At 60.1% G+C, this 18,173-nt stretch carries 13 protein-coding genes and 1 pseudogene; 6 read left to right on the forward strand and 8 right to left on the reverse strand.

Annotation, left to right across the window (positions count from 1 at the left end; genetic code table 11):
- Positions 1-2: 2 nt before the first annotated feature.
- Positions 3-488: a GlcG/HbpS family heme-binding protein gene (locus AB4O11_RS09490; RefSeq protein WP_460130507.1), complete on the reverse strand. Its 486-nt coding sequence runs from the start codon at positions 486-488 to the stop codon at positions 3-5.
- A gap of 136 nt (positions 489-624) precedes the next feature.
- Here AB4O11_RS09490 and AB4O11_RS09495 point away from each other — a divergent pair, with 136 nt between their 5' ends.
- Together AB4O11_RS09495 and AB4O11_RS09500 are read left to right on the forward strand one after the other, a co-directional pair.
- Positions 625-1,305: a heavy metal response regulator transcription factor gene (locus tag AB4O11_RS09495; RefSeq protein WP_016987597.1), complete on the forward strand. Its 681-nt coding sequence runs from the start codon at positions 625-627 to the stop codon at positions 1,303-1,305.
- Entirely contained in the window at positions 1,295-2,680 is a 1,386-nt protein-coding gene (locus tag AB4O11_RS09500) for a heavy metal sensor histidine kinase (RefSeq protein ID WP_460130508.1), read from the forward strand. The genes AB4O11_RS09495 and AB4O11_RS09500 overlap by 11 nt, the downstream gene beginning before the upstream one ends.
- 103 nt (positions 2,681-2,783) lie before the next feature.
- Here AB4O11_RS09500 and AB4O11_RS09505 read toward each other — a convergent pair whose 3' ends face one another.
- Positions 2,784-3,788 (reverse strand): AraC family transcriptional regulator, encoded by a 1,005-nt coding sequence (locus tag AB4O11_RS09505; RefSeq protein ID WP_093440427.1) that lies wholly within the window; start codon positions 3,786-3,788, stop codon positions 2,784-2,786.
- 100 nt (positions 3,789-3,888) lie between these two features.
- Between AB4O11_RS09505 and AB4O11_RS09510 the strand changes: the two genes are divergently transcribed.
- Positions 3,889-4,959 carry a fatty acid desaturase gene (locus AB4O11_RS09510; protein WP_099757690.1) on the forward strand — a complete coding sequence of 357 codons (1,071 nt, stop codon included), beginning with the start codon at positions 3,889-3,891 and terminating at the stop codon, positions 4,957-4,959.
- Positions 4,960-5,159: 200 nt separating this feature from the next.
- On the opposite strand, the gene AB4O11_RS09515 is transcribed toward AB4O11_RS09510, so the two are convergent.
- Genes AB4O11_RS09515 through AB4O11_RS09525 form a run of 3 tightly spaced genes read right to left on the reverse strand, consistent with a single transcriptional unit; the run spans position 5,160 to position 9,195 of the window.
- Positions 5,160-6,770, reverse strand: coding sequence for an arylsulfatase (locus AB4O11_RS09515; RefSeq protein ID WP_460130509.1), 1,611 nt, complete (start codon positions 6,768-6,770; stop codon positions 5,160-5,162).
- Positions 6,771-6,784: 14 nt separating this feature from the next.
- On the reverse strand, positions 6,785-7,600 hold the full coding sequence (locus AB4O11_RS09520; protein ID WP_460130510.1) for an ABC transporter ATP-binding protein: 816 nt from the start codon (positions 7,598-7,600) through the stop codon (positions 6,785-6,787).
- Positions 7,597-9,195, reverse strand: coding sequence for an ABC transporter permease (locus AB4O11_RS09525; RefSeq protein ID WP_460130511.1), 1,599 nt, complete (start codon positions 9,193-9,195; stop codon positions 7,597-7,599). Before AB4O11_RS09525 ends, AB4O11_RS09520 begins: the two co-directional genes overlap by 4 nt.
- 308 nt (positions 9,196-9,503) lie before the next feature.
- Between AB4O11_RS09525 and AB4O11_RS09530 the strand changes: the two are divergent.
- Positions 9,504-10,518 (forward strand): annotated as a pseudogene (locus AB4O11_RS09530) (ABC transporter substrate-binding protein).
- A gap of 122 nt (positions 10,519-10,640) precedes the next feature.
- On the opposite strand, the gene AB4O11_RS09535 reads toward AB4O11_RS09530, so the two are convergent.
- A complete protein-coding gene (locus AB4O11_RS09535; protein ID WP_093440454.1) occupies positions 10,641-11,561 on the reverse strand; it encodes a LysR family transcriptional regulator in 921 nt (306 codons plus the stop codon).
- 183 nt (positions 11,562-11,744) lie between these two features.
- Here AB4O11_RS09535 and AB4O11_RS09540 point away from each other — a divergent pair, with 183 nt between their 5' ends.
- Positions 11,745-12,653 (forward strand): TauD/TfdA dioxygenase family protein, encoded by a 909-nt coding sequence (locus AB4O11_RS09540; RefSeq protein ID WP_099757694.1) that lies wholly within the window; start codon positions 11,745-11,747, stop codon positions 12,651-12,653.
- 197 nt (positions 12,654-12,850) lie between these two features.
- Here the strand turns inward: AB4O11_RS09540 and AB4O11_RS09545 are convergent, their stop codons facing one another.
- Entirely contained in the window at positions 12,851-14,467 is a 1,617-nt protein-coding gene (locus AB4O11_RS09545) for an alkaline phosphatase family protein (protein WP_460130512.1), read from the reverse strand.
- A gap of 214 nt (positions 14,468-14,681) precedes the next feature.
- The gene (locus AB4O11_RS09550) at positions 14,682-15,626 is read right to left on the reverse strand and encodes a LysR family transcriptional regulator (protein WP_186620794.1); all 945 of its coding nucleotides are present in this window, start codon (positions 15,624-15,626) and stop codon (positions 14,682-14,684) included.
- Between the two features lie 165 nt (positions 15,627-15,791).
- Between AB4O11_RS09550 and AB4O11_RS09555 the strand changes: the two genes are divergently transcribed.
- On the forward strand, positions 15,792-18,152 hold the full coding sequence (locus tag AB4O11_RS09555; protein ID WP_460130513.1) for a TonB-dependent receptor: 2,361 nt from the start codon (positions 15,792-15,794) through the stop codon (positions 18,150-18,152).
- Positions 18,153-18,173 lie beyond the last annotated feature (21 nt).

Raw genomic sequence — 18,173 nt, forward strand, 5'->3', positions numbered from 1 at the left:
CCTTATTGGGAACGGGTAGTGGCCAGACCGGTTTTCCCGGCAGCCTTGATCGCACAGTTTTCGTCTTGCTCGCCGCCGCCGGAACCGGCTACACCCATCGCGCCGACCAACTCATTAGCAGCGAACAAAGGGATGCCGCCGCCGAGCAACAGCAACTCGTCGAGGGTGTTGAGGTTGGCGGTTTCCGGGTTGCTGCGAGCGCGTTCGGCGAACAACCGGGTCGCGGTCTTGGTCGACAGCGCGGTGTAAGCCTTGCGCTGGCTGGCAACAGTGTTGTGCGGGCCTACGCCATCGCCGCGCAGGGTCACTAGAAGATTGCCGCCCCGATCGAGCACCGACACCGTGCCGGTGCAGTTGGCCATTGCCGTGTCGGCGAGCAGCCGTGCAGTTTTCAGGTCGAGATCAGCGTGACGCGGCAGTTCAGGGCTGGCGACAGCGGCACCACTGAGGCCGATGATCAGGCTTGCAACGAAGTATTTGAAAGTCATGAACAGGCTCCAAAAGCGAAGGTGGTCACCTTAATCGCCGGTCTTCGTCAGAACCTCGTCAGTCTGATTACAAGTTTGTAATGGGCAACGCCTTCGAAGGCGCCTAGCCTGTGTGCCTGATCAATCGAGGTGTGCCATGCGTTTGCTGGTCGTAGAAGATGAAGCCAAAACCGCGAATTTCCTCGCCAAAGGCCTGGGCGAGTCGGGTTTTGCCGTAGACGTGGCGCTCAATGGCCTCGATGGGCGCTATTTTATCGAGCAGCAGGAGTACGACCTGATCATCCTCGACGTGATGCTGCCGGGCCTCAACGGTTGGCAATTGTTGCAACTGATCCGCCAGCGCGGCGCCACGCCGGTGCTGTTCCTGACCGCCAAGGACGCCATTGAAGATCGCGTGCGCGGCCTCGAGCTGGGCGCCGATGATTACCTGCTCAAGCCCTTCGCCTTCGCCGAACTGCTCGCGCGGGTGCGCACGTTGTTGCGGCGCGGGCCGATGCGCGAAGCCGAGTCGTACACCATCGCCGATCTGGAAATCGACGTCCTGCGCCGCCGCGTCAGCCGTGGTGGCCAGCGCATTGCCCTGACCAACAAGGAATTCGCCCTGCTGCAATTGCTCGCCAGTCGCCAGGGCGAAGTGCTGTCGCGCACGCTGATTGCCTCGCAGGTGTGGAACCTGAATTTTGATAGCGACACCAACATGGTCGAAGTCGCGGTGCGGCGTTTGCGTGCGAAAGTCGATGACCCGTACATGCCGAAACTGATTCACACCGTGCGCGGCGTCGGTTATCAACTGGAAGCCCCCGACGATGCGCTCTAGATCGATCGCCTGGCGTCTGGCGCTGGCGTTCGCATTGGTCTGCGCTTTGGTGCTGAGCGCGATTGGTGTGTTCCTCTACCGTTCGCTGGCGTCGGAAATCGCCTACCGCGACGACCTCGCGTTGCTCGGACGACTGGAGCAAGTGCGCGCGTTGCTCGCTGACAGCGACAGCCTCGATGCCTTGCAGGCGCGGCCACGGCTGTATCAGAACATGCTCGGTAATCTCGACAGCCTGTTGCTGGTGCGCCGCGCCGACGGATCGAGCGTGATCGCGATCAATCCACGGCAACGCGAGTTGCCCGCGCTGAGCGCGATCCCCCGCGAGCAAACGCCGCAGCGCCGTGATGTGTTGACGTGGCAAGCGCCGGACGGTGCCGAACTCGCGCTGTTGTCCGGCGAAGCGCAGGGGCCGAACGGCGAACCGCTGACCGTGATCGCCGGCAAAGTGCTTAGCGAGCGCGAACAGATGCTCGGCAGCTATCGCTTGCGCCTGTACTTATCGGTTGGACTGGGTGCTTTGCTGGCCTTTGCCTTGGGCTTGCTGTTGCTGCGCCGGGGTCTGCAACCGTTGCGGCAGTTGAGCGAAGCGGTACGCGGTATCGATCTGCGCAGCCTCGACCAACGCTTGCCCGCCACCGGCACGCCCGCAGAACTGCTTGAGCCGGTGCAGGCGCTCAACGGCATGCTGGCGCGGCTGGACGACAGCGTGCAGCGCCTCTCGCAGTTTTCCGCCGATCTCGCCCACGAGATACGTACGCCGCTGCACACCTTGTTGGCGAGCAACGGTCAGGCGCTGAATCATCCGCGCAGCACCGAGGAGTATCAGGAAGTCCTCGCCTCGAACATGGAAGAGTTCGAACGGCTCAAGCGCATGGCGGAAAACCTGATGTTCCTTGCCCGCGCCGAGCAGGCCGAGCGCGCGCTTAACCTGCAAGTGCTGGATCTGCACGGCGTGGGCGCTGAACTGTGTGATTACTTTGAAGCCTTGGCCGATGACCGCGACCTGCGGCTGGACAATCAACTGCATGGCGAACTGCGTGCCGATCAGCAGTTGCTGCAACGGGCGCTGGGCAACTTGCTGGCCAATGCCGTGCGTCATGCTGACTCCGAAACCGTGATCAGCCTGCGCCGGCGTGACGAGTCGGGCTGGTGCTGGTTACAAGTGCACAACCATGGCCCGGCCATTGCGGCGGAGCATCTGGGCAAACTGTTCGACCGTTTCTACCGCGTCGATCCTTCGCGCGCGGAGCCGGGGGATTCGGGTGGGCTGGGGTTGGCGATCGTGCAGTCGATCATGCAGTTGCATGGTGGGCAGGTGCGGGTGAACAGTGATGTTGGCGGCACCATTTTTGAGCTGGGCTTTGCGTTGAATTAAAGGGCGCTATCGCGAGCAGGCTCACTCCTACAATTGGAATGCGTTCCCCCTGTAGGAGTGAGCCTGCTCGCGATGGCGCCAGATCAGACAAACTGATTCTGGATCAGCGCAACCCATCACGAAACTGCCCCGGCGTCAGCCCCGTCCAGCGTTTGAACGCGCGGCTGAAACTGCTGGTGTCGGCGAACCCGAGCAAATAACTCACCTCACTCAACGAGCACTGCGGATCGCGCAGGTGCAGCAGCGCCAGATTCTCGCGGCTCTCGTTGAGCAACGTATCAAAGCGACAACCTTCATCCGCCAGATGCCTTTGCAGACTGCGCAAACTCAGGTGCAACGCCTGAGCAATGCGTTCTGCACTTGGCTCACCTTCCGGCAATTGTTCTTCAATCGCATCGCGCACCTTGCGCTCCCAAGTCAGCGGTTGAAGCTGGGCCATCGTGCGTTTGAGCACCGCTTCATTGTGTTCAGCGAGTTCCGGATTGGCGTCGTCGAGGTGGCTGTCGAAGTCGGCGAGGGCGAATTCCAGACGATCCTCGACACAACCGAAATGCACCGGAGCGCGGAAGACTTTGTGCCACTGGTGCGCATCGCTCGGCTCCGGGCGGCGCAGATAAACCGCCAGCGGTGCGTAATCACGGCCGAGACGATTGCGGCAGGTGCGCACGTAGATCGCGGTGAACGCGTCGATGGCTTCGAAGGCTGGTGCGGGATTGCCTGACGGAATTTTCAGACGAAATTGATAGCGGTCGTCGCCACGACTCAGCTCCAGTTCCAGCGCATCGCTGACCACCGGGTGATAGCGCACGATGCGCTCGAACACCTCGCGCAAACTGCCGCTGGCGACCAGCGCATAACCGAGGGCATGGAACGTGGTCGGGCTGACGAAGCGCGACACGCGCAGACCAATCGCCGGGTCGCCACTGACCTGCACGGCAATTTCCCACAGGCGCGTGGTGCCGGACAGTGGATAGCGCGCGTTGGGATCATCCATCAAGCTCGGATCGAGCCCGGCCTGTTGACACAGGGCAATGCTGTCCAGTCCCAGCGCATCGAGTTGCTTGCGCAAGGCACGGGTCCAGCTGGCGAGGGAGGTCGGTTCCTTCATGCTGATTGGCGCTTCCGGTCAACAGGTTGGCGTTCTCGGCTACCGCAATTGAAGCGTTGGCGAGGCACGATGCGAACATCATAAACCCGAGGATGGAAGCATGGACGGTACTTCTGCAAGTCCCCAGCGACACAATGCGGCCCAGCGATCAGCGCATATTCGTGAAGTGGTGCTGGCCAAAGGCGTCGAATTGCGCGAGCGCTACCCGATTCTCCAGCATCAGGATGCGCTGGGCGCGGGGATTCTGGCCTTTGCCCTGATCGGGATGATCGGCTCGGCGACGCTGTACATCACCGGCCATATGGCGTGGTGGGTTTGTCTGTTGCTCAACGCGTTTTTTGCTTCGTTGACCCATGAGCTTGAGCACGACCTGATCCACAGCATGTATTTCCGCAAGCAGCGCGTGCCGCACAACCTGATGATGGGCCTGGTGTGGCTGGCGCGGCCGAGCACGATCAACCCGTGGATCCGTCGGCACCTGCACCTCAATCACCACAAGGTCTCCGGCACTGAAACCGATATGGAAGAGCGCGCGATCACCAACGGCGAGCCGTGGGGTTTTGCACGTTTGCTGATGGTTGGCGACAACGTCATGTCGGCGTTCATCCGCATGCTGCGAGCCAAGACCTGGGCGCACAAGTTCAGCATCATCAAGCGCACGCTGAAGGTCTACGCGCCGCTGGCGCTGGTGCATTGGGGGGCGTGGTATGTGTTTCTCGGCTTTCATGCGGCCAATGGCATTGCTTACCTGCTGGGCGCGCCGATCGACTGGTCAGCAACCACGTTGTCGGTGATGCAGGTGATCGATATCGCCGCCGTGGTGATCATCGGCCCGAACGTGTTGCGCACGTTTTGCCTGCACTTCATCAGCTCGAACATGCATTACTACGGTGATGTCGAGCTGGGCAATGTGCTGCAGCAGTGCCAGGTGCTGAACCCTTGGTGGCTGTGGCCGTTGCAGGCGTTTTGCTTCAACTTTGGCAGCAGCCACGGGATTCATCATTTTGTCGTGAAGGAGCCGTTTTATATTCGCCAAATGACGGTGCCGGTGGCGCATAAGGTGATGCGTGAGATGGGGGTTCGGTTTAATGATTTTGGGACGTTTGGGCGGGCGAACCGGTTTGTTCGTCGGGATGAAGTTGCGGTGTCTGGGGAGGCGGTGGAGGCGTGACAAGCTGCCCTCACCCTAACCCTCTCCCGGAGGGAGAGGGGACCGACCCGGGGATATTGAGGAGTTACACCGAAGTGAAAGAGCTTTGTCGAATCCATAATCGACCCGATTTTTCAGGTCGATGTTTGACGAAAGACACCTCGGTCGGCCCCCTCTCCCTCCGGGAGAGGGCTGGGGTGAGGGTGTTTTTGATCTTGCCCTCAGTCCGGCTGAAACGGCGACTCACTCAAGATCACCCCAGTCTCCTCGACATACTGCTGCCAATGCCCGATCAACGCACTGAGCTTCTCCGGCCGACTCAACGCCAGATCATGAATCTCCCCCGGATCACTGCTCAAATCATACAGCTGCCAGGTCGCCGGCCCGACCGGCCCGGGGATCCACACCGCTTTCCACGACCCCTGGCGAATCGCCCGACGCCCGAACAATTCCCACCCCGTCACCGTGTGCTCGTCATGCACCTGCGCAGTCTCACCCGACAAGAACCCCAGCCACGATTTGCCACGTAACGGTGCGACCGGTTTTCCGTGCCACAACTTGCCCGGATGCCGCACACCTGCCAGATCGAGAATCGTCGGTGTGACGTCCATCACCGTGCCGAAACCATGGCTGATCTGCCCTTTGAGCGGCAACTGCGGATAGTGCAACAGCGCCGGCACGCGAATCCCGCCCTCGGTGGTAAATGCCTTGAACAGGCGCGACGGCGCAGTCGCCACCTGCGCCCAGTTCGGCCCGTACCAGACGTAGGAGTTGGCCCGGCCAATGTTGTCGAGGCTGTTGTCGTAATGCTGGCTGAGGTACGTCACCAGTTCCGGGCCGAATTTCGGAAATGCTTCAAGCAGCGCGCCTTCGGCACCGTTGTCGGACATGAACAGGATGAACGTGTTGTCGAGCTGCCCCTGCTGGCGCAGATAATCGACAACCCGACCGATGTTCCAGTCCATGCGCTCGACCATCGCTGCGTAGACCTCCATGGCCCGCGCGGAAATCTGCTTTTGCTCCTCGCTCAACGCGTCCCACTGCTGGGTCAACTGAATCAGTGGATGCGGCTCGACGTCCGGCTCGATCAGGCCGAGTTCTTTGAGCTTTTCCAGACGCTCCAGACGCAGCACTTCGGGGCCAGCGTCATAGCGGCCACGGTATTTCTCGACGATCTCGGCCGGTGCCTGCAACGGCCAGTGCGGTGCGGAGAACGGCAGGTAAGCGAAGAACGGCCGGGTCTGGTCACGTTCCTTGAGGTACTGCAGCAACTTGTCGCCGAAGGCATCGGAGGAATAGAAATCCTTCGGCAATTCGTCGAGAAACGTATCGTCTTCAATGTACAGCGCCGGCGTGGATTTCAGCAGGCCTGGCGTTTGCTCATCGTAGGTCGGTTCGAAACCGTAATGGTTCGCCGCGCCGGGCAGCAGCGAAAACGAGCGCTCGAAACCTCGTGCATGGGGCGCCAGTTCAGCCTTCAAACCCAAGTGCCATTTGCCACTCATCAAGGTTTGATAACCGGCCTCGCGTAACAGCTCGGGCAGTGCGACGACGCGGTCATTGAGATAACCCTCGTAACCCGGTTTACCGATCAGTTCCGGCGTCAGCGTTTCGGCCATGGTGCCGATCCCGGCGATGTGGTGGTCGGTGCCTGTCAGCAGCATCGAGCGGGTCGGCGAGCAGGTCGGTGCGGTATGAAAATCGGTCAGGCGCAGGCCATTGTTGGCCAGGGCATCAAGGTGCGGCGTGGCGATTTCGCCGCCGAAGGCACCGATGTCGGAAAAGCCGAGATCGTCGGCCAGAATCACCAGAAAATTGGGACGTTGCGGCATCGCAAAACTCCTGTTCAGCAGGCAATGAACGTCAGCGGCAGATCGCGGATCTGCACCGGCACGCTCGGTTGGTAATGGTCGTCACTGGTCAGCTCGTGCAGCAGCTCTTCACGCAACTGATGGAAGTCGAAACTGCTGCGCTGGCGCGGATGGGGCAGGGCGATGTCGACCACCTGCTTGATCCGTCCCGGGCGCGGCTCCATCACCACCACGCGGTCGGCGAGGAAGATCGCTTCTTCGACGTCATGGGTGACGAGGATCGTGGTGATTTTTGCGCGCTCGCGGATCGCCAGCAGCTCGTCCTGCATCTGCTGGCGGGTGAGTGCATCAAGGGCACCGAAGGGTTCATCAAGCAGCAGAATGCGTGGGCTGGCGACCAGACCGCGAGCGATCGCCACACGCTGGGCCATGCCGCCGGACAGCTGATGCGGGTAGGCACGGGTGAAATCGCGCAGGCCGACCAGGTCAATGAAATCGTTGATTCGCTTTTGTTTCTGCGCAGCAGTCAGCGGTTCGTTGACCAAGCCCAGACCGATGTTGTCGGCAACGGTCAGCCACGGGAACAAACGGTGTTCCTGAAAGACAATGCCACGCTCGCCACCGATGCCGCTGACGGCTTTGCCATCCACGGTAATCTGCCCGCGAAACTGCGTATCAAGGCCCACCAATAACCGCAGCAATGTCGATTTGCCGCAGCCGCTAGAGCCGACAATGGCGACGAACTCGCCCTCGACGATGTCCAGGTTGAATTCGCGAATCGCCTCCAGTTCGAAACCGTCGACGTCGAAGGATTTGCCTACGTGATTGAAGCTGACAATCGGTGCGTTCATGCGTGTCTCCAGCGGGTCGCGCGAATTTCCAGGCGTTGGCCAATGAGGTTGAGCAGGGCGCCGGTGATGCCGACGAAAAGCATGCCGGCCATGATCAGGTCCATGCGCAGCAGTTGTTGCGCGCCGATCATCTGGCTGCCGATGCCGCCGTTCGACGGCATGAAGTATTCGGCGCCGATGGTGCCGAGCCAGGCGTAGATCAGGCTCAGTCTGAGCCCGGCGAAAATCCCCGGCGCGGCGCCCGGCAGTACCAGTCGACGCAGACGCTGGCCGAGGCTCAGGCGCAGCACTTGTGCGGCTTCGTTGAGTTGCGGTGAGAGATTGGCGACGCTGCGTTGCGTGGCGATAAACAGCGGGAAGAAAGCGGCAAGGGCGACGAACACCCACTTGGCCAATTCGCCGAGACCGAACCATGCGGTGAGCAGCGGCACCCAGGCGAAAATGGCGATCTGGCGGATGGCCGCGAGGGTCGGGCCGAGCAGGCGTTCGCTGATGTTCGACAGGCCCAGCAGCAGGCCCAAGGCAAATCCGAGACCGCCGCCGAGCAACAGGCCACCGAGTGTGCGACCAAGACTGAGGGCCATGGCGCTGATCAACGTGCCGTCGAGCACGCCAGCCCATGCCGTGCTCAAAACGGCCAACGGGCTGACCAGAATATTGGCGTCGACCCACTGCTGGTCACTCGCCAATTGCCACAGCGCCAACAAGCCCAGCGGTAGCAGCCACGGTTGCAGCCGCTGCCAGCCGTCATAACGCGGGCCGCGACGAATTTCGGCGGTGGCGGGGTGCGGCCAGTGCACCAGTTTTTTGTCCAGCAGACCGATGCCGCGATCCATCGCCATGCCGATCAAACCGATGACGACGATGCAGACGAACACGATGTCGAGCATGAACAGTTGTCGCGCCCAGACCATCAGGTAACCGATGCCTTCGCTCGAGGCCAGTAGTTCGACGGCCAGCAACGACGTCCATCCGGCGGCCAGCGCCAGACGCACGCCAGCCATGAACGCGGGGAGGGCGGCGGGCAATACCAAGCGCCGAATCAGCAGGCGCGGCGGCAGGCGCAGAACAGCGGCGGCTTCACGCAGTTTCGGCTGGGCATCTCTTACGCCGACCAAGGTGTGCAGGGTCACCGGCACCACGATGGCCTTGATCAGCACCACCAGTTTCAGCACTTCGCCGATGCCGAAAAACACCATGAACAATGGAATCCACGCCAGCGTCGGTATTTGCGACAGGCCGGCGAAGGTCGGGAAGATCAAACGTTCAAGACGCCGGCTGAAGCCCAGTGCTGCGCCGAGCAATGCACCGGCCGAAACCCCGGCAAGCAGGCCCCAGAACAAACGCTGCAGGCTGATCCACAAATGGCTCCATAACTCGCCTTGAGACAGCTCGACAGCGCTGTTCCAGACCAGCGACGGCGCCGGCAAGATCTGCTCGCTCATCCATTCATTGCGTGCGGCCAGCCACCATAGGGCGAACAGGCTGAGCGGCAGCAGCCACGGCAACAGGCGCTGGTTCAGGCTGGGCCAGGTACGGCGGCTTTTCAGCGGCGGCGCGGGGAGTGGAAGACTGAGCAAGGATTGGCGGGCCATGGGTGACCTCCGTTGTCGGGTTGGCTCAAGATCTTTAGCGGTATTAGCTAAAAACAAAAAGTTATAAAAACATCGATATAGATTCTTTTGAGGGATAAGCGAGGCCATTTAAGGCTTCCAACCCAAACGCATCCAATGCATTCGAAGAATATTTTCGATGCTGTTAATGCATACGCCGCTACGAGCCCCGGCGCTGCTCGCTTAGCGTTAAAAGCTATAAAAATGTGCATTTATAGTATTTAAGCGTAGGTAGTCATTCGGCCTACTTTCGGCTCCTCAACGCCCGTCGTGATCAAGGAGCAGCACCCATGAACCTCCCCTTCAAACATGTTTTCAGTCTGTTTGCCGTTCCTGCTCTGGTGGGCCTGCTGGCGTTTACCGCGCATGCCGACGAACTCAAGGAAATCAGAATCGCCGTGCCCGACCTGAGCGCGGGGACTCAACACAGCGGCGGCGGTGTGGTCGACGTGCTGCGCGATCAGCAGATCTTCGAAAAGGCCTTTGCCGATCAGGGCATCAAGATTCAGTGGAGTTTCTTCAAGGGTGCGGGACCGGTGATCAATGAAGCGTTTGCCAACGGTCAGGTTGATCTGGCGTATCTCGGCGATCTGGCGGCAATCATCGGTAAGTCCAATGGCACTGGATACTCGCTTGCTCAGCGCCAGTGCGCGTGGGGTGAAGCAGTATCTGGGGGTGGTGCCGGGTTCGGGGATCAAGACGTTGCAGGATCTCAAGGGCAAGCGCGTGGCGATCTTCCGTGGCACCGCGACGCAGTTGTCGTTTGATGCGGCGCTGGCAAGTCAGGGCCTGAGCGAGAAGGATCTGAAAGTGATCAATCTGGATTTCAATGCAGCGGTCGCGGCGTTGGCAGCCAAGCAGATCGATGCGTCATGGGGCAGCTCCGGGTTGAGCGCATTGCAGGCCAAGGGGCTGGCCGAGTTGCCGCTGAACACCAAAGATCTCGGTGGCGCAGGCAGCGTGCAGTCGGTATTGGTCGGCACGGGCAAGTTTGTCGACGCTCACCCGGAGGCGGTGGCCAAGTTGCTCAAGGCGCAACAACAGGCCGTGGAGTGGTTGACGCAGGACGGCAACAAGGCCGCATACGTGCAACTGGTCTCGGGTTTGGCCAGCTATCCGCCGGTGATCCTGACCCAGGATCTGCAGGATCAGAAGTTGAGCGAAGTGTTCCCGTCGACGCTGGATCCGGTGTTCCTTGGCAGCTTGCAGGACAAAGTTGATCTGGCGGCGCAGCAGAAGCTGATTCGCAAGCCGTTCAAGGTGAATGATTGGGTGGCGCCTGAGTTGGCAGCGGCCAAGCTCTGAATCTTTAGCGCCTGCTCTGGCCTCTTCGCGAGCAGGCTCGCTCCCACAGGGTTCTTCGGTGAACACAGATTCTGCATTCACCACCGAACCACTGTGGGAGCGAGCCTGCTCGCGAAAGGGCCCTAAACAGCGACGCTGATCTCCTGCCGATCCACCGCCACCAACGTCTCGATCATCGCCCGTGCCGCCGGCGACAGGCGAAACCCGGTACGACTGACAATCCCGCAACGCGCATTCATGCTCTCCAGGTTCTGCGGCAGATTGCGCCAGTGCAGCAACACCAGCGAACCCTTGGCAATGTCCTCGACAAACGCCTCTTCCGTACCGACGCCAATCGCATTCGATTGCAGCACCACCTTCACCAGCGCCGGAAAATGCTCGGTCTCGATGGTCGGGGAAAAATCGATGCGGCCGCTGAGGTTCGCCAATAATTTGCGAATCCCCGGGGGGATCAGCGTCGTCGCCAGCGGATAGTCGAACATGTCGTTGGTCGACAGACTTTCCTTTGCCAGCAACGGGTGTCCCGGGCGGCAGAAAAATACCCCGCGTTTGGGTGTCAGTGCCTGGGTCTGGAAGTTCGGATCGGACTCGAAATGGCGAATGTCGGCGATAAAGAATTCGATCTCTTCACGGCTCAACGCGCGGCTGAGTTTTTCCCAGTTATCCACCTGAAAACAGGTGCGCACTTTCGGGTGCGCGTTGATGAATTGCGCCACGGCGTCCGGCACCAGTTTCACTGCTGGCGCCGGGCCGCAACCGAAGTGCACTTCGCCGGCATCGAGCTTGGTCATCTGCGTCACTTCGGCACTGAGCAGCGCGGCACCCTGCACCAGGCTCAGGGCGTGTTGCAGCACCACTTGGCCTTCGGGCGTGGGGCGCAGATCCTTGTTGCCGCGATCCACCAGCACGCAGCCGAACTCCTGCTCGAGCCCTTGAATACTGCGGCTGAACGCCGGTTGAGTGATGCCCATCGCGTCCGCCGCGCGGACAAAACTGCGGTGTTCGTTGAGGGCGATGAAGTAACGCAATTGGCGAAGGTCCATATGCTTTTCCGGCATCCTAAAAATAGCTCGAAGGCATTTGCGACGAGGGTTGCTAGAGGTTTTAAATGCAAGCTCTTATTCCGTCAACGAAGCATGTGAATATCTATTAGATGTAAATGGAATATAGATAGAGCGTTGTTTCGCTGCCGTCCAAAACCGTAAGCAGTCGATGAGGGTCTACCCATGAGCAATGCCGCACTCGCAGTAAAACCCGCTGTCCACGCGCTGGAGATTCATCCGGTGGCCGGTCGTATCGGCGCCGAGATCCGTGGCGTGCACCTGTCCGGTGAGCTGGACGCCGCCACCGTCGAAGCTATCCAGCAGGCTCTGGTTCAATACAAAGTCGTGTTCTTCCGTGAGCAGACCCAACTCGACGATCAGCGTCAGGAAGCCTTCGCCCATTTGCTCGGCGAGCCGGTGGCGCACCCGACCGTGCCGTCGCGTGAAGGCACGCGTTATCTGCTGGAGCTGGACGGTGCTGAAGGTCAGCGCGCCAACTCCTGGCACACCGACGTGACTTTCGTCGACGCCTACCCGAAAGCCTCGATCCTGCGCTCGGTCGTCGCGCCGGCATTCGGCGGCGACACCCTGTGGGCCAACACCGCGACGGCGTACAACGGCTTGCCGACCGAGCTGCGTGAACTGGCCGACAAACTGGTCGCCGTGCACAGCAACGAATACGACTACGCCAGCGCCAAGCCGGACGTCTCGGCGGAGAAGCTTGAGCGTTATCGCAAGGTCTTCACGTCGACCGTTTACGAGACTGAGCATCCGGTGGTGCGCGTGCACCCGATCAGCGGCGAGAAGAGCTTGCTGCTGGGGCATTTCGTCAAACGCATCAAGGGTTACTCGCAAGCGGATTCAGCGCATCTGTTCGGGCTGTTGCAGAGTCATGTGATCCGTCAGGAAAACACCGTGCGCTGGCGCTGGAAGGCCGGTGATGTGGCGATCTGGGATAACCGCTCGACGCAGCATTATGCGATTGATGATTACGGTACTCAGGATCGGGTGGTGCGTCGGGTGACGTTGAAGGGTGAAGTGCCGGTTGGGGCTTCAGGGCAGCGCAGTCAGACAATTAAGGGGCGTGATTGAAGATCAAAAGCCCCTCACCCCAGCCCTCTCCCCGAGGGAGAGGGAGCTGACCGAGTTGTCTTTCGGGATGCATCGACCTGAACCACCTTATTGATTATGGATTCGGTGAAGCTGGATCAGGTCGGTGTATCTCTGCAATATCCCCCATTCAGTCCCCTCTCCCTCCGGGAGAGGGTTAGGGTGAGGGGCTCTTCCCGCTACCAAACACCAATCTGAACAACCTTCTCGGCTTGCGGCTCACCATAACGAAACCGCTGCCCACGCCCATCTATCTCCTGATGACTGATCGTCGTCCGCCGCTTCAACCCCCGCACCCACTCAAACAAATACCCCGCATGCTCCTCGCGCACCGCCGCGAATTCCGGGGCATCACCCAAATCCCGCAACTCCTGCGGATCATTCAGCAGGTCAAACAACTGCGGTCGAAAGCCGTCGTAAGCCAGGTACTTCCAGCGCTCGCTACGCACCATGGTCATCCGGCAGCGATCGATCGGCTGGCCCAGACGCTCACGCGCCGGCGCCTGGAAGGCGTAGTCGTATTCGCTGATTGCATAGTGGCGCCAATCCGGATTTTCGCCGTGCAGAAGCGGGATCAACGAACGCCCTTCAAGCCGATGCTCTGCCCCCGGCAATCCCAGTGCTTCAAGAAAGGTCGGCAACGCATCGATGGTTTCCGCGAGTCGATCATCCACCGTGCCGCGCGTGACATCCGCCGCCGCCCGAGGATCACGCACGATCAACGGCACGCCCACCGCCTGCTCCAGCAAAAACTCCTTCTCACCGAGCCAGTGATCGCCCAAAAAGTCGCCGTGATCGCTGGTGAACACGATCAGCGTGTCATCCCAGCGACCGTTGCTCTGCAAAAAGTCGAACAGCCGTCCGAGTTGATCATCCACCTGCTTGATCAGACCCATGTACGTAGGGATTACAGTCAATCGTACTGAATCGCGGGAAAAGTTGAGGCTTTCCTCATGCTGGCGAAAGGCAGTGTATACGGGGTGTTTGCTGGCTTTGGAGGGCGTCGGGCGGACCGCTTCGAGAATCGATTTCGTACTGTACAATGCGTGGTACGGCGATGGCACGATGTACGGCCAGTGCGGTTTGATATAGGAAAGGTGTAAACACCACGATTTCTCGCCTTGCTCGGTGATGAAGTCGATGGCTCGATTTGTAGTGTAGACAGTCTCTGAGTGTTGCTCGGGAATTCGTGCTGGCAAATTCGCATGACGCATTTGCCAGCCGCTGAGGATTTCACCGTGCTCGCCTTCGGCGGCGTTGGCCCAGTCGTGCCAAGGGTTTTTGCCGTCGAACCCCTGCTCGCGCAGATAATGGGTGTAGGGCGCGGATTCGCGTTTGTCGTCGAACAGCGGGTCGTCGGGGTAGATGCCGTCGTGGCGCATGTAAGGTTCGAAACCGACTTCGTTGAGGATTTCGGCCTGTTCGCTTTCGGGATTGATTGCCAGGCGTTGCAAGGCATCGACATTCGCCGTCGCGTGGGTCTTGCCGACCAGCGCAGTACGAATGCCGTGCGGGCGCAGGTAATCGCCGATGGTCAGTTCTTCCAGCGGCAACGGCACGGCGTTCCACGCCACTTGATGGCTGCTGACATAGCGTCCGGTGTAGGCCGACATCCGCGACGGGCCACAAATCGTGCCTTGGGTGTAGGCGCGGCTGAAACGCACGCCGGCTGCAGCCAGGCGATCGATATTCGGCGTGTGCAGATGCGGATGGCCGTAGCAGGACAGGTAATCGCGGCGCAGTTGATCGCACATGATGTACAGCACGTTGCGCACGGGGTTTGGCGAGTTGGACATGGTTTCACCGGTCAGAGAGACAGGTGGGGTTTTTCGCTTTCAGTGGGGGTGTTCGGCAAGTGCATTTGGGGAATGGGTTTTATGCAGGAAATGCATCGGTGCCTGTGCCGGCCTCTTCGCGAGCAGGCTCGCTCCCACAGGGTTGGTGGCGATCACACATTCTGTATTCACCACAATCCATTGTGGGAGCGAGCCTGCTCGCGAAAGCGTCAATTCAGACAGCAAAATTCTCCAGTGAACAGACTTCTTCAACCACCGCATCAATCGCCTTGATCTGCTCAATCATCGCCTCCGCCAACGGCGACAACCGATACCCTGCGCGGCTGACAATCCCGTAGCGGGTGTACAGTTCCTCAAGATCATCCGCCAGTCCTTCGATGCGCAAGCACACCAACTCGCCCTTGGCCTGATGCAGCGCGTCGGAATACGCCCCGACAATTCCGATCGCATCCGAACGCAGCACCACGCTGAGCAGGCTCGAGCTGTTTTCACACTCCACATTGGGTGTGAAATCCGGACGCCCACTGAGGTCGACTATGACTTTGCGCAGGTTCGGCGGACGAATACTTACCGCCAAGGGATAGCTCATCAATTGCTCGGCGGTGACCCGCTCAAACCCGGCCAAAGGGTGGCCGGCACGGCAGCAGAAATGCCATTTGCGCGGTCGCAACCGGTAGGTCAGGTAATCCGGATCTGCCTCGAAGTGCCGAGTGTCCGCGACGAAAAATTCAAACTCTTCGCTGAGTAACCGCTTACTCAGACTCTGCCAGTCATCGACCTGAAACTGCACCCGCGCTTTCGGATAGCGGCCGATGAAGCTGCCAATCGCCCGAGGGATCAAACCCGCCGCCGGTGCCGGCCCACAACCGAAGCGTAATTCCCCCGCCTCCAGCCCATTGAACTGACTGATCTCGTTGGCCATCTGCTGCGCACCACTGACCAGTCGCCGCGCGTGCTCAAGCAGGACCTGGCCCTGTTTGGTCGGCGGTAATTCCTTGCGGCCACGATCGACCAACTGGCAGCCGACGCTGTGTTCCAGCGCCTGAATGCTGCGGCTGAACGCCGACTGCGACAGGTTCACCGCCTGCGCGCCGGCGACGAAGCTGCGTTGTTCAGCCAAGGCGATGAAGTGACGAAGTTGACGCAAGTCGATATGCATTTTTCACATAAAAAATATCCGGGAAATGCATTGGATATGCATTAGGTCGACTCCTTATAAAGGCAATCTCTTATGCAGTAAATATCTGTAAATATATAAATAAATAACTTAAAAGAATATGCAGGGCTGAAGATGTCTGTGTGTTTTTTGACCAGGAGCCGCGCCATGAGTCCGTTGAACCTTGCGTCACCCTTAACGCCAAGACGGCTCAAACGCCTGCCTCTGGCCCTGTTGCTGGCCGGGAGCGCGAGCTGGACTCACGGTTACGCCGCCGAAGCAGAAACCCCGGCGCCAGTTCCGGCCGGCAAGCCTGCCGCCAACAGTTCGCAACTGGAAACCGTAACCGTCACCACCCGCCGCCGCGAAGAAAGTTCGCAAGATGTACCGACGCCGATGAGCGTGGTCAGTGGGCAGAATCTGGAGACGCAGCGGGTCTACCGGATTCAGGATTTGCAGCAACTGGTGCCCAGCGTCAACGTCGCCTACATGCACGCACGCCAGTCCAGCGTATCGATCCGCGGCCTCGGTAATAACCCGGCCAGCGATGGCCTGGAAGGCAGCGTTGGCCTGTACATCGACAACGTCTATCTGGGCCGCCCGGGGATGGCGGTGTTTGACCTGATGGATATCGAACAGCTCGAAGTCTTGCGTGGGCCGCAGGGGACGTTGTTCGGCAAAAACACCACTGCCGGGGTGATCAACATCAGCACCCGCGCGCCAACCTTCACCCCTGAGCGCAGCATCGAAACCTCGGTGGGTGAGGACGGTTACTTCCAGACCAAGGGCACCATTTCCGGCCCGCTCAACGATCAACTGGCCGGACGCTTTTCGGCTTATCGAACCCGTAGCGACGGTGACATCAAAAACGAATACGACGGCCATGATCTCAACGGCGGCTCGCGCGAGGGCTTCCGCGCGCAGCTGCTGTTCAAGCCCAACGAAGATTTCAACCTGCGCTGGATCGGCGACTACAACGAAGAAGATTCCAGCGCCGGCACCCGCGTGTTGTACAACACCGGGCCGACCATCAACGGCGTCAACCTGTACCAGTCGCGCGCCAATGCCGCCGGCGCAACGCTGGTCAATGGCTCGCACCGCAAGGTCAATCTGGACAACGACCAGCATGTCACCGTGCATCAGGGCGGCACTTCGGTGGAGGCTAACTGGACGCTTCCGAGCGATTTCACGCTGACCTCGATCAGCTCCTATCGCTTCTGGAATTTCACCCCGCGCAACGACGATGGCCTCAACGTGCCGGCGAGTTACAACGCCGGGGTTTCGGTGGAAGACAAACAGTACTCGCAGGAATTTCGCCTGGCCTCGCCCAAGGGCGAGTTCTTCGATTACGTCGTAGGCGCGTACTACTTCGGCTCGGATCTGGACAATAAATCCTTCGCTTATTACGGCCCGCAAGCGGATATCTGGAATGGTACGGCGCCCGGTGCGCTGGCCAACGTCACCAGTGTCGGCAACGGTCATATCAAGACCGACAGTTTTGCATTGTTCGCCCAAGGCACCTGGCACCTCACCGAGCGACTGGACTTCACCGCCGGGGTGCGTGGCACGTATGAAGAGAAATCAGCCTGGGTCACTCGCGATGCGCCGCTCGGTGGTGCCGCCGTTACGGGCGCTGCGGCCACGGCGCGGCGCGGTCGTGCCGGCGCTTACGATTCCGGCGATCTGAATCAGTACAGCTCGAGTCCTTCCGGGCTGCTCAACCTCAGCTATCGCATCACTGATGATGTGCTCGGTTACGCCACGTTATCCCACGGCGAGAAGTCCGGCGGGGTCAACCTCGCCGTCGGTTCCGCACCGGTAGCGGGTTCCGATTCGCTGCTGATCGGCACCGAGCGCGCGAACAACGCCGAACTCGGCTTCAAGAGCACGCTGTGGGATCACCGTCTGCAACTCAACGCCAACGTCTTCTGGACTCAGGTCAACGCTTACCAGACCAACGCCTACGACGCGGAAAACCGTGTGCAGTACCTGACCAACGCCGGTTCCGTACGTTCACGCGGGGTCGAGTTCGAAAGCACGGTGATCCCGCTGCGCGGCCTGACCCTGAACATCAACGGCTCCTACAACGACGTCAGTTACCTCTCGTACAAAGATGCCCCGTGCCCGCCGGAAGTCAGTCAGGCGCCGGGGGCTCCAGCGTCCTGCGACCTCAGCGGCCATCAGGTGGTCGGCGCTTCGAAATGGATCGGCAACGCCAACGGTGAATACAAATGGAATCTGGATAACGGCTTCGAACCTTACGTCACCGCTAGCTATGCGTTTCGCTCGAAAGCCGTCGGTACCGTCGAGGATTCCGACTTCGGACAGATCCCGAGTTATGCGGTGGTCAACTTTTCCACCGGCCTGCGCGGCGATTTCAATCAGGGCCAGTGGGACGTGTCGCTGTGGCTGAAAAACGCTTTCGACAAAACCTACTACACGACCCTGTGGACGGGCGGCAATGGCGGCTATGAAGGCTTGCTCGGCACACCTCGCACCCTCGGCGTCACCGGTCGCTACGACTTCTGATTCGTCACTCAAGGAACTGCA

The organism is Pseudomonas sp. H1_D05 (assembly GCF_054682705.1).